At 41.2% G+C, this 15122-nt stretch carries 8 protein-coding genes and 1 pseudogene; 8 read left to right on the top strand and 1 reads right to left on the bottom strand.

The window, feature by feature from the left end:
- Window positions 1–80: 80 nt before the first annotated feature.
- From D0T57_RS13585 to D0T57_RS13570, 4 genes are all read left to right on the top strand, one after another.
- The gene (locus D0T57_RS13585; RefSeq protein WP_163274030.1) at window positions 81–1304 is read left to right on the top strand and encodes a CinA family nicotinamide mononucleotide deamidase-related protein; all 1224 of its coding nucleotides are present in this window, start codon (window positions 81–83) and stop codon (window positions 1302–1304) included.
- A 251-nt stretch (window positions 1305–1555) separates the two neighbouring features.
- A complete protein-coding gene (locus tag D0T57_RS13580; protein WP_221412309.1) occupies window positions 1556–1981 on the top strand; it encodes a hypothetical protein in 426 nt (141 codons plus the stop codon).
- A 195-nt stretch (window positions 1982–2176) separates the two neighbouring features.
- Window positions 2177–5863, top strand: a complete 3687-nt coding sequence (purL, locus tag D0T57_RS13575; protein ID WP_163274028.1) for a phosphoribosylformylglycinamidine synthase — start codon at window positions 2177–2179, stop codon at window positions 5861–5863.
- 67 nt (window positions 5864–5930) lie between these two features.
- Window positions 5931–7406 carry a hypothetical protein gene (locus tag D0T57_RS13570; protein WP_163274027.1) on the top strand — a complete coding sequence of 492 codons (1476 nt, stop codon included), beginning with the start codon at window positions 5931–5933 and terminating at the stop codon, window positions 7404–7406.
- Window positions 7407–7441: 35 nt separating this feature from the next.
- On the opposite strand, the gene D0T57_RS13565 is transcribed toward D0T57_RS13570, so the two are convergent.
- Complete coding sequence (locus tag D0T57_RS13565; protein WP_163274026.1) at window positions 7442–8197, bottom strand: CPBP family intramembrane glutamic endopeptidase; 756 nt, start codon at window positions 8195–8197, stop codon at window positions 7442–7444.
- Between the two features lie 169 nt (window positions 8198–8366).
- On the opposite strand from D0T57_RS13565, the gene D0T57_RS13560 reads away from it, so the two are divergent.
- The 4 genes and pseudogenes from D0T57_RS13560 to D0T57_RS13545 all read left to right on the top strand — a co-directional run.
- A complete protein-coding gene (locus D0T57_RS13560; RefSeq protein WP_163274025.1) occupies window positions 8367–8747 on the top strand; it encodes a hypothetical protein in 381 nt (126 codons plus the stop codon).
- A gap of 137 nt (window positions 8748–8884) precedes the next feature.
- A complete protein-coding gene (locus D0T57_RS13555; protein ID WP_163274024.1) occupies window positions 8885–10234 on the top strand; it encodes a transposase in 1350 nt (449 codons plus the stop codon).
- Between the two features lie 378 nt (window positions 10235–10612).
- Complete coding sequence (locus D0T57_RS13550) at window positions 10613–13204, top strand: DUF6443 domain-containing protein (protein WP_163274023.1); 2592 nt, start codon at window positions 10613–10615, stop codon at window positions 13202–13204.
- Window positions 13205–13215: 11 nt separating this feature from the next.
- Window positions 13216–15122 (top strand): annotated as a pseudogene (locus D0T57_RS13545) (hypothetical protein); the annotation flags it as partial.

Genomic DNA, 15122 nt, shown 5'->3' with positions numbered 1-15122 from the left:
ATGCGGCAGGAAAGAAAAAGACAGTCGAAATATTCGTAAATTTGCATCCTCACAAAACATAATAAGCAAAAAATAAAGATATGAAAGCGGCAATAATAACTATTGGGGACGAAATTCTTATCGGGCAAATAGTAGATACCAATTCGGCATGGATGGCACAACGCCTGACCGAAGCAGGCTTCGAAGTAGAGGAAATGCAGTCGATAGGCGACGATGCAGACCAGATAAAAAATACGATAGGCGAGGTTATTGGCCGGGTAGATGTTATCCTGATGACCGGAGGCTTGGGGCCAACCAAAGATGATATAACAAAAAAGACGTTGAGCGATTATTTCGGTACGGAACTTGTATTCGACGATACAGTCCTCGAAAATATACACAATGTTGTTTCTCATTTTACCTCGCTCAACGAACTGACTCGCAATCAGGCCTATGTGCCAAAGGCTGCCACCATAATACAGAATAGGGTAGGGACTGCCCCAATCACGTGGTTCGATCATCGGGGTAAGGTGCTGGTGTCTATGCCCGGTGTACCCCACGAAATGAAGTATGTGATGGAGCATGAGATTATTCCCCGCTTGCAGGAAAAATATGCCCCCGAAGCATATCTCAAACGTATTTATTTAGTCAAGGGTTATACCGAATCGGCATTGGCAATGTATATAGCCGGTTTCGAAGATTCCCTCCCTCAAGGTTTTGGCTTGGCTTATTTGCCATCGTTGGGGCTGATGAAACTCCGTCTGTTTGTCCGTGGAGAGCATCGTCTGGACGAGTTGAATGAACAGGCAGAGAAGTTGGACGGCCTGTTGGGTGACGCTATTATTGCCAGAAAGGACTTGACGCCCGAAAGATTGCTGGGAGAGCGGCTGTTTGAAAAAGGGTTGTCTCTGGCTACGGCCGAAAGTTGTACAGGAGGAAATATTGCCCGGCTCATAACCTCTGTTTCCGGTTCGTCCCATTATTTCAAAGGGTCGGTTGTTTCTTATGCTAATGAGGTGAAGATTGGCGTTCTTCGTGTTTCGCAACAATCGCTCGACAGGTATGGCGCAGTGAGCGAAGCCGTTGCAATAGAAATGGCGCAAGGCGTACGCGAAGTTACAGGAGCCGATTGTGCAATAGCCACTACCGGCATTGCCGGACCCGATGGGGGAACGGATGAAAAGCCTGTGGGTACTGTATGGATATGTACAATCTGGGGAGGCAGGCAGGTTGCGCGAAAATACAGCTTTGGCAAATACCGCGAGTCGAATATTCAAAGAGCCTCGAATACGGGAATGCTGCAATTGCTGGAAATGATTGAGTGATACATTTTTAACAAAAAAATAATTGTATATTAAAAAAACTTCGTAACTTGCACCCCGAAAAGCGAGTTGGAAACATATAGAATGAAGTACATCACAAGCATTATAATTCTATTTATTACACTAAGTCTTGGTTTATATTTCAGATTTCTGGGTATGCCTAACACAAGTAATATCGTATTCTGTATATTCCTCCTCGAAGTAGTTACCATTATTTATATATTATGGAAATCAAGGTGAGATCTGTAATTTTAATGATATTACTGCTAACAGGCTTCACAATCACAGCTCAAGGCGGTAATAGATCTTCAGAAGAAGAAATATTTATATATGACTACGCTATGAAGAAACCCGGACAAGCATCTCTGGGCTTTATAGTGGTCAACGATGACAATGTACAGGATATTTCATTTGTCATCTATTTTTCTAAAAATAAAATAGACAAAGTCATAAAAAAGAGTGTTTCCATTATCAAAACCTACTCTAAAGACAAAGATGGAAATATACTTATCGGCGACAGTCGTAAATCCGGTTATACCGGAAAGACCTTCTCGAAACGCAACAGGCTGATTCCCGACTACGTTTACCGCTTCATCTCTCCCGACTTTTTTGAAATAGACAATGTAAACCGGTTGGATATGATGATGTCTTTGTGTAATACCTTTTCGATGGAGATGTAGCTTATCTTTTTTATCATCTCAAAATAAGGATCAATAAAAGTATAATGAAAAATGCTCTTGTATTATACAAGGGCATTTTTATTTGAAAATTAACAGAGTCAAATGTTTTTCTTATTTGCTATTTTACTAAATGAGTACTTTTCACTACCTTTGCAGTGCTATAAAAATAGTCACCCATTAATTTGAAAAAAAAGTATGATTTCTTTCTTTCAAACCCCTTCGAAGGACATTATTGCCGTTCAAACAAACTCAACACTTACCGACGATCACATCCAACGCCTTTCGTGGGCTTTTAGTGGAGCAGCCTTGCTCGAAACCGATAAAATATCCGGTTTTTTCGTTGGCCCACGCCGCGAAATGATTACCCCGTGGAGTACCAATGCAGTAGAAATTGCCCAGAATATGGGAGTTGAAGGCATTATACGTATCGAAGAATTTTTTTCGGTAGACAGTAACGATGCCAGTCACGACCCGATGTTGCAACGCATATACGATGGGGTGACACAAGAGGTATTTACAATAAATAAAATGCCCGATCCTATTCTCGAAATAGAAGATATAGAAGCATATAATATACAAGAAGGGCTGGCCCTGAGCGAAGACGAAATAGAATATCTGAATGCCGTAAGCGAGCGATTGGGAAGAAAACTTACAGATAGTGAGGTTTTCGGTTTTTCGCAGGTAAATTCAGAACATTGCCGTCACAAAATATTCAACGGTACATTCATAATAGATGGCGAAGAAAAAGAAAGCTCCTTGTTTAAACTGATAAAGAAAACTTCGCAAACAAATCCAAACAAGCTGGTTTCTGCCTATAAAGACAATGTGGCATTTAACCTGGGGCCCGAAATAGAACAATTTGCTCCCGAAGAAACCGACAAACCAAGTTTCTTTAATGTAAAACCTATAAAATCGGTAATTTCGCTAAAAGCAGAAACACATAATTTCCCAACCACGGTAGAACCATTCAATGGGGCTGCTACCGGTTCGGGTGGAGAGATCCGCGACCGTCTCGGCGGAGGTAAAGCATCTTTGCCCATCGCAGGAACGGCCGTTTATATGACATCATATCCCCGCACAAAAGCCGGAAGGCCGTGGGAAGAAACAATGGCAGAGCGTCCGTGGCTTTATCAAACACCGGAGGAAATACTTATCAAAGCATCGAACGGAGCTTCCGACTTTGGAAATAAATTCGGGCAACCGCTTATCTGTGGTTCGTTGCTTACATTCGAGCACGAAGAAAACAGGAAGAAATTTGCATACGACAAAGTAATAATGCTTGCCGGAGGGGTAGGCTATGCCAATAAGCGCGATGCCCTGAAAGGCGATCCTAAACCGGGCGAAAAAGTAGTGATACTTGGTGGCGACAACTACCGTATCGGTATGGGAGGAGGCGCAGTATCATCCGTAGATACAGGCCAATACTCCAGCGGTATAGAGTTGAACGCCGTACAACGTGCCAACCCGGAGATGCAAAAACGTACGGCAAACGTAATCCGTGCATTGGCAGAATCGAACGACAATCCGATAGTATCTATCCACGACCACGGAGCAGGGGGACACCTTAACTGTTTGTCGGAATTGGTAGAGGCTACCGGTGGAAAAATAGATGTATCGAAGTTGCCGGTGGGCGACCCTACCTTGTCGTCGAAAGAGATAGTCGGGAACGAAAGCCAGGAGCGTATGGGTTTGCTGATTCCTGCCGAAGCAGAAGAAAAAATTAAGCGTATAGCCGAGCGCGAACGTTCGCCGATGTATGTTGTTGGCGAAACAACCGACGATATGAAGTTCGTTTTCGAACAAGCTGACGGCAAACGCCCTATCGACCTCAAACTGGAAGACTTCTTCGGAAAAGCTCCGAAAACCATTATGGAGGATTCGACCATAGAGGAAGCTTTTGTAAATCCTGAATATGATTTGTCGAAACTGGAAGAATATATAAAGAATGTATTGCAACTGGAGGCTGTAGCCTGTAAAGACTGGCTTACGAACAAAGTAGACCGTTCGGTAACAGGTAAAGTAGCCCGCCAGCAAACTCAAGGAGAAATACAATTGCCACTAAGCGACTTAGGTGCGGTTGCGCTCGATTATAAAGGGAAAGCAGGTATTGCCACCTCTATCGGGCACGCGCCACAGGCAGCAATGGTAGACCCGGCTGCGGGTTCTGTGTTGTCGATAGCCGAAGCTCTGACCAACATTATTTTTGCACCTATAACCGATGGGTTGAAAGGTATATCGTTGAGCGCCAACTGGATGTGGCCTTGTAAGAATCCGGGCGAAGATGCAAGGCTGTATAAGGCTGTAGAAGCTTGCTCTGAGTTTGCCTGCGAACTAGGTATAAATATACCGACAGGAAAAGACTCGCTTTCCATGACTCAGAAATATGGCGACGATAAGGTCTATTCGCCGGGTACGTTGATAGTATCGGCAGCCGGAGAGGTGAAGAATATCCGCAAGATCGTTTCGCCGGTATTGGCTTATATAAAAGGTACTTACCTGTATTATATCGACTTCTCATTCGATACATTCAAACTTGGAGGTTCGGCTTTTGCCCAGACAATGAGTAAATTGGGTGAAGAAGTGCCAACCGTAAAAGATACGGAATACTTCAAGAACGCATTTACTGCCGTGCAGGAATTGATTGACCGTGGACTGATCCTTGCCGGACACGATATATCTGCCGGAGGGCTTGTTACTGCAATGCTCGAAATGTGTTTTGCAAATCCTCAGGGTGGACTCGAAGCCCGTCTGGACAAACTGCATCATACCGACCTTGTTAAGATATTATTCTCCGAGAATCCGGGTGTCCTTATCCAAGTGAAACACCATCATCTGGTAGAGAAGATACTTGACGACCATGGTATCGGATTTGCAATAGTGGCGCGTCCGGTAGAAGAGCGTAAGCTGATAATCAGGAAAGACGAGTTCGTTCAGGAATTTAATGTTGACGAACTGCGCGATGTATGGTTCGAACCGTCATACCTGCTCGATAAAAAGCAAAGTACCGAAGCGCTTGCTGCAAAACGTTTTGAGAACTATAAGAAACAGCCGCTCCAGTTCAAATTCAATCCTTCGTTTACAGGCCGGTTTTCACAATACGGAATAGACGCGAACAGGAAAGAACGTACAGGAATAAAGGCAGCCATTATCCGCGAGAAAGGAACAAACGGAGAGCGTGAGATGGCATATTCGCTTTATCTTGCCGGATTCGATGTTAAAGATGTACATATGACAGACCTTGCATCGGGACGCGAAACGCTGGAAGATGTCAACCTGATTGTATTCTGCGGAGGTTTCTCCAATTCCGATGTGCTAGGCTCGGCTAAAGGATGGGCAGGAAGCTTTATGTACAACGAAAAGGCAAAAGAAACGCTTCGTAAGTACTACGAACGCAAAGATACTCTGAGCCTTGGCGTATGCAACGGTTGCCAGTTGATGATGGAACTCGGGCTTGTTTATCCCGAGCACGATGAGAAACCGAAGATGGAACACAATAGTTCGCATAAATTCGAGTCCACATATATAAGTGTGGAAATACCTCAGAACCAATCGGTAATGTTCGGTTCTCTCTCTGGTAGCAAAATAGGTATCTGGGTAGCGCATGGCGAAGGACGGTTCTCTATGCCGAAAGCAGAATCGGAATACAATGTCGTTGCTAAATATATCTACAGTGAATATCCGGGCAACCCGAACGGTTCCGACTTCGATATAGCAGGGGTTGTCTCGTCCGATGGCCGCCACCTGGCTATCATGCCTCACCTCGAGCGTTCGCTGTTCCCTTGGCAATGTGCCTATTATCCGTTCGAACACCGTAAAGACGATTTTACACCTTGGATGGAAGCATTTGTCAATGCACGCGAGTGGATAAAGAGTGTAAAGTAAATAACTGAATACCATGAAGTACAGGTTGGCAATACCTGTACTTCTTTTTTTAATATACTATAAGAGCATGGCGAAGAAAAACACCGAAGCGAATACCTCTTTTTTTTCTTTTATAAAAGCGAAAGAGCAGTGGATAGACTGGATTATACTGGCAGTTAGCTGCCTTATCGGTTATATTGCTTTGAAAATCTGTTATCCGTTTCCGGCCACCATATCCGATTCGGGCACATATGTAAGTGCTGCAGTAGACGATATGTTTACCTTCTACCGCCCTTTTGGTTATTCAGCTTTTTTGCAGATAGTACATACGTTTTCGTCGAGTGTCCATGCCATATTCGTGTCGCAGATAGTCCTTTATTTTGTGTCGTGCGCGGCCTTTGCCCTTGTTGTAAAGTATATATATACGCCTGCAAATAGAATACTTTGGTATATATTATTATTCATATTTGTATTCAGCCCCATTTCATTCTATATGTCGAATGCCATAATGAGCGACATGTTGTTTGCTATTATGATCTATTTCATGTTGGCTGCATTATTTTACCTCATCAAAGCGAAAAACAGTTGGGTTGCCCTTGGTGTTCTGTTGCTGGCGTTGTACTTCTGCTTGCAAATACGCTACCTGGCAATAATATTCCCGGTGATGTTTATAGCCTGTTTCTTCCTTCTGAAAGGGAAAATGCGTTGGATAGGCATTGCAGGAATAATGGTTGTCACGTTTGCTTTCTATAATCAGGTGAAATCGGATATGAAGAAAACAACCGGGTTCAACCAGTTTTCCACCGGGTTCGACGGCTGGCAATTGGCGAACAATGCAATGCACATCATTCCTTATATCGACCTGAAGCCGGAGAGAATAGCCAACAATGAATTGGCTGGATTGCATAGTTTTGTTGTAGTGCAAAAAGATGCCATATCCGAGCGTACAAAACAAGGTGCAGATGTGTCGGCTTCGTTTATGTGGATAAACGATTTGCCTCTCAAACAATACCTTTTTGCATATATACAGCATACAAAGCAACCCTATCCTATAGCATGGGTCAGGTTGGGGAATACCACCTATAAAGATTACGGGCAATACCTGATTAAGCGTTATCCGCTAGAGTTTGTAAGATATTATTACCTGCCCAATGCCAGGAGCATTTTCTATACTACCAGCAAAGAAATAATAGGTGGATATACGCCTATAAATGTAGACGATATATTCGAGTGGTACAAAATACCGAAAGAAACGGCAATGGACGCGAAATATGATATTTATAAAGATTTTTTAGCCGAAGCTTCGTCGGTTTCTTACCTGATACTGTGGCCGCTAATATTCGTCTTGGGTATATTTTCATTTTTGAAAAGAAAGAAGCTTGTCTGGTTCGACCAGGCACAAAAGCAAATATTCTGGATAATAATAATAACAGCCTTATTTTATTATGGGGCAACAGTATTTGCCAGTCCGGTCTCTTTGCGTTTCTGGCTACCTATGAATGCCATTATATTCAGTTTGGTGTATATAATGTCGAATAGGTTGTTTGAAAGAGATAAGCAGTAAGCCCGAATATGAGGGAGAGGGGGGGCTTGTAGCTTCTAAAAGATATAATAAAATATAAGATATATCATTGCAAAATTGTAGCCGGCATGGCTGGTAATCGCCCCCAGTACCGACCCGCTTTTCTGTTTGCAATAAAAGAATATCTGGCTGAGAACAAACATGCTTACTACCCACAATGTAGCAGGAAGTATCAATAATTCCCATTTTCCAGCATAAAAGACTATACCGAAGTGAGCCAGGTGGGTGAGTGCAAAAGCCAGGCTGTCTACAACAGAAGCTTTCCGTTCGCCTAATTTCTCCGCAAAGCAGCCGTGGACAATTCCCCTGAAGAATAACTCTTCGCCGATGGGGCTGAATATCATGCCCGAAATAGCGAATGTGAGGAAGAAGGCAAAGCGGTTTGCCTCCAATTCTTCGTGCGGAACCGTGTACGATTTGGCTATATAAACAAAGCTGTTGTCTATGGTATCACCATATATAAGCCATGTAAGGGCAAATGTTATGGTGCAAAACAAGGCCCCTGCAATAAAGGAGTAGAGCAGCCATTTGTAGTTTGTAGGTTTCCTTATGCCTATATATTGCCTGCCTGTTTTAGATAGCAGGATGAAGGGTGTAAACCACATTGCAACAAATACAAGCGATACCATGCCATAGCCGCCTCCCGAAGAATTGGCCTGTAATACAAGGATAAAACGGGGGATACCAAACAGTAAAATAAGGAATACCCCGAATATCCAGTTATATGATAAAAATCGCCAAATAGGCCTTAATAGTCTGCTTTTTTGCTGCATAGATGATTGGTAATAGTAACTAAAAATGCTTTTGATACACACTCAATGTTGGCATACTCTATGCAACTTGGTGTTTAAATCAAGATAAGTTCATAGACAATTTTACTCAAATATAGTGAAAATACAGGTATATTTTATATCTTGCAAGGGTTTTTAGAGGAATAGATAAATGAAAAAACTTATTTTTTGTTGTATTTGTATATTGGCGATGATGGCTTGCGGCGAACGCAATTCCATTATGGGGCGTTGGGCTATGGAAATAGAAGGCACTGGCGAAACATCGTTTGTCATGCCCGACGATACATTGTGTACCCCGGAATTATTTATTGGCAGAGATACCTTGTATATGGGCGTGCGTGCCGATGGGGCTATGTTCAATAAAGAATTTATAGGCATATATACTCTTACCAACGATGAGATAAATGTCACCGACAGGATGGGGAATGTCCGTACATGGGTAGTAGAGATGACAGACGATCTACTTATCTTTACGTCAAAAGATGAGTCTGATATAATAATCCGTCTCAGGCGGCTGAAAGAAGAATATTAGTAACTTGGCCTATTCATAAATCAAATAATTAATCCCAACCAATTCGTAATGAATTAGTTGGGATTTTGTATCTTTAGAAAAAAACTCCGATAAAAAGGTTTCGCGGCCAAAATCGGGGTAAATCCACACTAAAAGATATGATAAAGATACAAAAACTTTCAGATTTAACACCGACTTTAGGTTTTAGTGAATTTGATTTCTATTCGGATTATCGCTCCAGTTTTTCATCCAGCGAGTTGGGCAGGCTTTGGTCTTCGATTCCCTTTTCATCCCTGGCAGCATCATTGGGACTGCGAGATCACCCTCTTGGGCGTAGTAGCTATTTCAGCGCAGAGGGGAAACTGGCTCTAATGTTTTTAAAGGCCTACACAGGTCTGTCCGATTCCAGGCTTATCGCTGATCTGAACAGTAATATTCATTACCAGCTATTTTGTGGTATTCGTATTCATCCCCTGACTCCCCTTCGTAATTTCAAAATTGTAAGCCAGATTCGCTGTGAGATAGCCTCTTTGTTGGACATCGATTCTCTTGAACAAATCCTGGCTTCGTACTGGAAACCTTACATGGAGAACCTTTCGGTTTTAATGACCGATGCCACTTGTTACGAAAGCCATTTACGTTACCCTACCTATATTAAGCTTTTATGGGAAGCTGTCTATTGGCTTCATACTCATATGTGTGCCATCTACAAAGAACAGGGCTTACGCAAACCTCGGACTAAATATGATAAACAAGCCTTGCGTTATCGTTCTTACAGCAAGAATCGTAATCCTCGCAAAAGTCACCGGCGGATACTTCAGCGTAGCTTGTTGCATCTGTTGAACAAATTAATAGGTTTAACCGATCAGGTTCTTTTCAATGTACATCCCGACAAGAACTTCACTAAACGTTATGCGGTCATAAAACAGGTTTATCATCAGCAGCGTATGTTTTTTGAAGGCAAAAAAGTCAAACACCAGATTGTGAGTATAGACAAATCTTATATCCGTCCAATTGTTCGAGGAAAAGAAACCAAAGCTGTCGAGTTCGGAGCTAAAGTAAACACCATACAGGTAGACGGAATCAACTTTATAGAACACCTCTCTTTTGAAGCATTCAATGAAGGAATACGCCTTGTGGAGTGTGTAAATAAGCAGCAAAGATTATTTCACTACAGGGTTAAACAGATTGGAGCCGACTCTATATATGCCACCAACAAGAATCGCAAGTTTTGTTCTTCCCGTAAAATTGCCACCAGCTTTGTACGTAAGGGAAAAGCCGGGAAATTGGAGGAGCAGGCTAAAGCGATGAGATCTATCTTGTCGAAAGAAAGGGCTACCCGTATGGAAGGGAGTTTTGGGACGGAGAAAAACTTTTATTCTTTAAGGAAGATTAAGGCACGTACCAAGCAGACAGAAATTCTTTGGATATTCTTTGGGATTCATACAGCCAATGCGGTAAGAATGATCCCAAAAATGAACAGCTGCAAAATGAAAGACACAGCTTAAAATAGAAACAACATAGCTTGTTATGTCAGCCGGATTTATTAAGTCGGCAAGCCAAAGTTATGTCGTAAAAACAGAAAAAAGGGGAAAAGCTGAAATCAAAAAACAAATATAGAAGGAGGATAAAGATAAAACAGGTTACAACTAACAAAAATTGCATGAACACAAAAGAGGCTCTTGCTTTTTTTTAACTATTTACTGAATAGGTCTATAAAAAGCCAAAATAGTGAATTACCTGCTAGTTTTTATAGTTCAATCTGTAATTGTGAGAATAATTATATAGGACCGATTAATGGAGGTTCGTATTCTTCTGACTTTTCATATAGGCATTCGGAAGAAATTGGTATAAATGTGTTTTATGAATTTAAAATTCAAAAATATATGGATATCAGAATTTCAAACTTCGTAAATGATTTGGAAATTGACACCAAAATATGTCTGCTCACAGATGAAGGTGAAGTTTTATATGAAATGCAAACTTATAAAGCATTAGTCGAATATGTCAGAGAAGCCCACATTGAAGTGAAAAATTTATCACCGGGTAAGTATTATGTCTGGACGGATAAAAATTCTTCAAGTAATTTAGAAATTACCACCAAGATAGAAGGAAAGGCATCTTCCCGAATTTCCGGTACATTTGAAGGAGAGTTGAACAATAGTTTTTATAATGGGATATGCGGGTGCCAAAATGAAGAACCTTATTTTATGCATCTTGGTCCATATACTTTAGGTAATTTCAATTCTGATTTTTATTATAGTGATTCAGTAAAGACTACTCAGGATGTTTTTTATGAGTTTACCATACATAAAATAATGGATATAAATATAACATCCTATATGGATGATTATGATACGAACTCTACTGTATATCTTCTTTTACCTAATGGTAAGATATTGTATCAAGATTATATCTCCACTTCTGGAAATGGGAAAGATAAGGCAATATTAAATATTATGGAATTGCCCCCTGGAAAATATTTTGTATGGACTCAGGAAACGGGAACACCTGACCAACATATAATTACTTCGATAGAAGGAAAGGTAAGTGGTTCTGTTGGTAATAGCATACAAAATCCAATTTTTATTGGGGATTATGATACAAAATTTACATTCTCAGATTTAAAAAACACAATGTCATATACAGATGAGTATTCCGGATTTGAAACAAATGATATCTATCATTCTATTACAATAGGTAATGCAATGGATATTGTGATTACTCATCAGGCTGAATTTCAGACTAAAATATGGCTTTTATCCGAAACAGGACAATTATTAAAGGAAAACTCTGAAACGTCAAAACAGTTATCTGTCAGAAATCTTCTGCCAGGTACTTACTACATTGTATCCGAGGGCATTGAAGAAAACGGAGAAATAAATATAAAAATAACGGGTAATACATTTGGGCCGAGTCAGAGTCATAATTATATTCATAAACAGGTTCCCAAAACAGCTATATCATCTACTACAACTCCATCATTTACACAAGTCATAAATACATTAGAATACTATGATGGATTGGGAAGGCCATTCCAGAGTATACAAATGAATGCAACACCTTCAGGCGGAGACCTCATTTCCTCAATTGAATACGATGTATTTGGCCGGGAATCGAAACAATGGTTGCCAGTAAGTCTTTCAGGAAATAATGGGGCATCTATATCAAATCAAAATATTTCTGAATTTGCCAGAGGTCAATATGAGGACTTAAATGCATATTCACAAATTATTTATGAAGATTCTCCGTTGAATCGACCCCTTCAACAATATGGGCCTGGTAAAAAATGGAAGGATAACAATAAAACAGTAAAAATAAGTTACCTGACAAATAATAATTCAAATAAATACTTAAAATGTTACCATTATGAAGTGTTCGATGGTGGATATTATACTTCCTTGTCCAGAAGTAGAGACCAAGAAGATATGTATTATGCAAATGGGGAACTATTCGTTGAGAAAACAACCGGAGAAGGCGAAAATATCTCTTACGAATTTAAAGATAAGAAGGGGCAGATAGTGCTTACCCGTCAAATAAATAATGGAGACCTTTATGATACCTACTATGTCTACGACGATTTTGGCAATCTATGTTATGTACTTCCCCCTCTAACTGCTAATATATCAAATTTTAGTGACTATACTTCTGATGAACTAAAAGAATATGCTTATCTCTACAAATACGATCACCGCCAACGGTGCATAGCTAAACGCCTACCGGGCTGTGATTGGATACATTATGTCTATGATAATGCCGACAATCTTATTTTCAGTCAGGATGGTGAGCAAAGGCTTAATAATGAATGGGCTTTTGCAATACCCGATGTATTTGGCAGGCCCGCTGTAAGCGGAGTTTGCAAAAATGAATTGTATTATGAAGATAAACCACTCGAAGATTTGGTTGTAAAGGTAGAGACAGAAAGCTCGAATGGTATATATAAAGGCTATAACATCTTAGGAATTGAGCTTGTAGAACCGGTAGTATTGCAGGTCAATTTTTATGACAATTACAATTTCTTAGATATTAATGGGATAAATAATGCTGATTATACACCTAAACCGGGATATGGGACACATTATGATAATGCCAAAGGAATGCTAACTGGCAACATGATAGTTCAACTTGATGCTGACAATGTCGGAATGCCTGAATATCTGTATTCGGTAATGTATTATGATATCCGAGGACGATTAGTTCAGACTAAATCAAACAACCATCTAGGCGGTACCGAAGTCGAATATATTGCCTATAACTTTACCGGGCAACCCATAAAGAAAATGCATATACACAACGATGGAACTGGTACAATAAAAGAAGAATACACCTACACCTACGACCATGCCGGACGCTTAACAGAAACCCGTCACCGGCTGAACGACAGCAATCGCATAATGGCAACAAAAAACCATTACGACGAACTAGGCAGATTGTCATCCACAAGCCGCAAGGTGTATCAGAAAGCGACCAACCCATAAAGTATTATTCTATGAAAACAATCATATTAAAACAACCGATAATCATAACCTGCCTCTTACTACTGGGGGTAGTGTACAGTAATGCACAAACAATCAATCCCCGGCATAAAGCCTATATAAAGGATAAATACGGCATAGAATATTCCGAACCGGCAAAAAAAGCACTTACACGCTCGGTAATACGCCCGATGGCAGCAACGATGAGCCAGGAGGATGACTTTATCAGTATGCCTACCTATGGATTTCTTGGCGACTCCTTTATATTACACGATATACAATACCCGCCATGTTATTGTGGAGCTGGCGAAGGTGCGCCTGATTGTCGCTGCGCAGAAGATGAACGGGGAAATGCTATAAATGGCGATAATATCACTATTTCTTTCTATCTCACAGAAACAATGGATATTCTTATCAACAATCTTCTTCCTCAAACAGAGGTCTATCGGAATTTATTTTGTTTGTATGGGCCAGCAGGAGAAGTACTCCCAAGCAAGGACTGTTACGACTATCACGATTACGATTTGATAAATGAAATCCTATTTGGGTCGGAAGAAGGCTTTTCCGATTACAGGGCCAAAGGAGCCATGGAAAGTTTCTATGTGGAAGACTTGCCTGCTGGTGAATACTATCTATATATCTGGGGTGCAAAAGCCAGTAATGCCGGAACACCATATGGACGCATTGAGACATTGATACTAGGAGCCTCGAAGAGTAAATCGACAGTAGCAGGGATGACAGATATTTCCAATCTGGTTATTCCCTTGAAAGAGGGATTCTACTATAATATACCAATCAATGTTGGCAGCCTTACAGGCGAGTTCAGTTATGAAAATACCGTTCCTGATATGAGCAATTACATTGGTTTCTATCATAATAACGCCCCCCTTAACCATATCCTATATCCCGAAGAAGACCCGGATATATGGGCAAACAGGCTCGATGAGTATATTGCCGCCTATATCCCAAATGGTGGGCGCAATGTAGTCTATGAATTTACTCTGGAAGCGGATACTACGCCAGTGCAAATAAACTCGGATTCCCGGATTTTCCTGCTCAATGTCAACAAAGAACAGATAAATACTGGAGACCTGGAACTGACGGCTGAACTGGCTGCCGGAAAATATTACTTGGTAACCGAAAGTAACGCATCGCAAAACCATGTCACCATCCGAAAAATGCAGCAGACCACTCCTCCCGGCGGCAATGATGGTGATGGTGGCGATGATAGTGGAAGTGGCGACGAGGGCGATGATAGTGGAGATGGCGACAATGGCAATAATGATGGTGATGAATTAGGACAACCTTTAGGGGAAGGTATCACAGTTACCTACCAATACAACATCCGTTCGTGGACTACCTCTATCGCCAGCCCACACTTTAGCCAACAGCTATACTATAATGAGAGCAACGGCGATAACACGCCTCAATATGGAGGCAATATATCCGCTATAGAATGGCAAACACAAGATAAGCCGCAGCGAAGCTACGCCTTCGAGTACGATAACCTGTCGCGCCTGACAGCGGCCGCCTATTCGGGACAGGGTAATTTCAGTACTTCATATAGCTACGACAAGCATGGTAATATGCTCACTCTCGACCGCTATGGCAAGACGACGGCAGCAGCTTATGGCCCGATCGACAACCTGACAATGACTTACAACGGCAACCAATTGACAAATGTAACAGATGATGCTGACAATGTGCTATTAAGTACATCTGCAGACTTTAAAGATTATGCGGCTGGCAACGGATTATATACCTATAATCGAAATGGGGCAATGATCTCAGATTCTCACAAAGGCATTTGGGGAATAGAATATAATTCGCTAAATTTACCACAGCGCATGGATATAAAAAGCCCTGTAGCCGAAGCAAGGAATCAGTACCTTTACTCGGCAAGCGGCGCAAAACTAAGGGT

The sequence above is a fragment of the Dysgonomonas sp. 511 genome (assembly GCF_010501105.1).
Lineage (GTDB): Bacteria > Bacteroidota > Bacteroidia > Bacteroidales > Dysgonomonadaceae > Dysgonomonas.
This window is presented reverse-complemented; position numbering and strand designations above follow the sequence as displayed.

Coding starts and splice junctions, on each gene's coding strand:
- D0T57_RS13585 (WP_163274030.1), top strand. CDS start 81: ATGAAAGCGGCAATAATAACTATTGGGGACGAAATTCTTATCGGGCAA.
- D0T57_RS13580 (WP_221412309.1), top strand. CDS start 1,556: ATGATATTACTGCTAACAGGCTTCACAATCACAGCTCAAGGCGGTAAT.
- purL (WP_163274028.1), top strand. CDS start 2,177: ATGATTTCTTTCTTTCAAACCCCTTCGAAGGACATTATTGCCGTTCAA.
- D0T57_RS13570 (WP_163274027.1), top strand. CDS start 5,931: ATGGCGAAGAAAAACACCGAAGCGAATACCTCTTTTTTTTCTTTTATA.
- D0T57_RS13565 (WP_163274026.1), bottom strand. CDS start 8,197: ATGCAGCAAAAAAGCAGACTATTAAGGCCTATTTGGCGATTTTTATCA.
- D0T57_RS13560 (WP_163274025.1), top strand. CDS start 8,367: ATGAAAAAACTTATTTTTTGTTGTATTTGTATATTGGCGATGATGGCT.
- D0T57_RS13555 (WP_163274024.1), top strand. CDS start 8,885: ATGATAAAGATACAAAAACTTTCAGATTTAACACCGACTTTAGGTTTT.
- D0T57_RS13550 (WP_163274023.1), top strand. CDS start 10,613: ATGGATATCAGAATTTCAAACTTCGTAAATGATTTGGAAATTGACACC.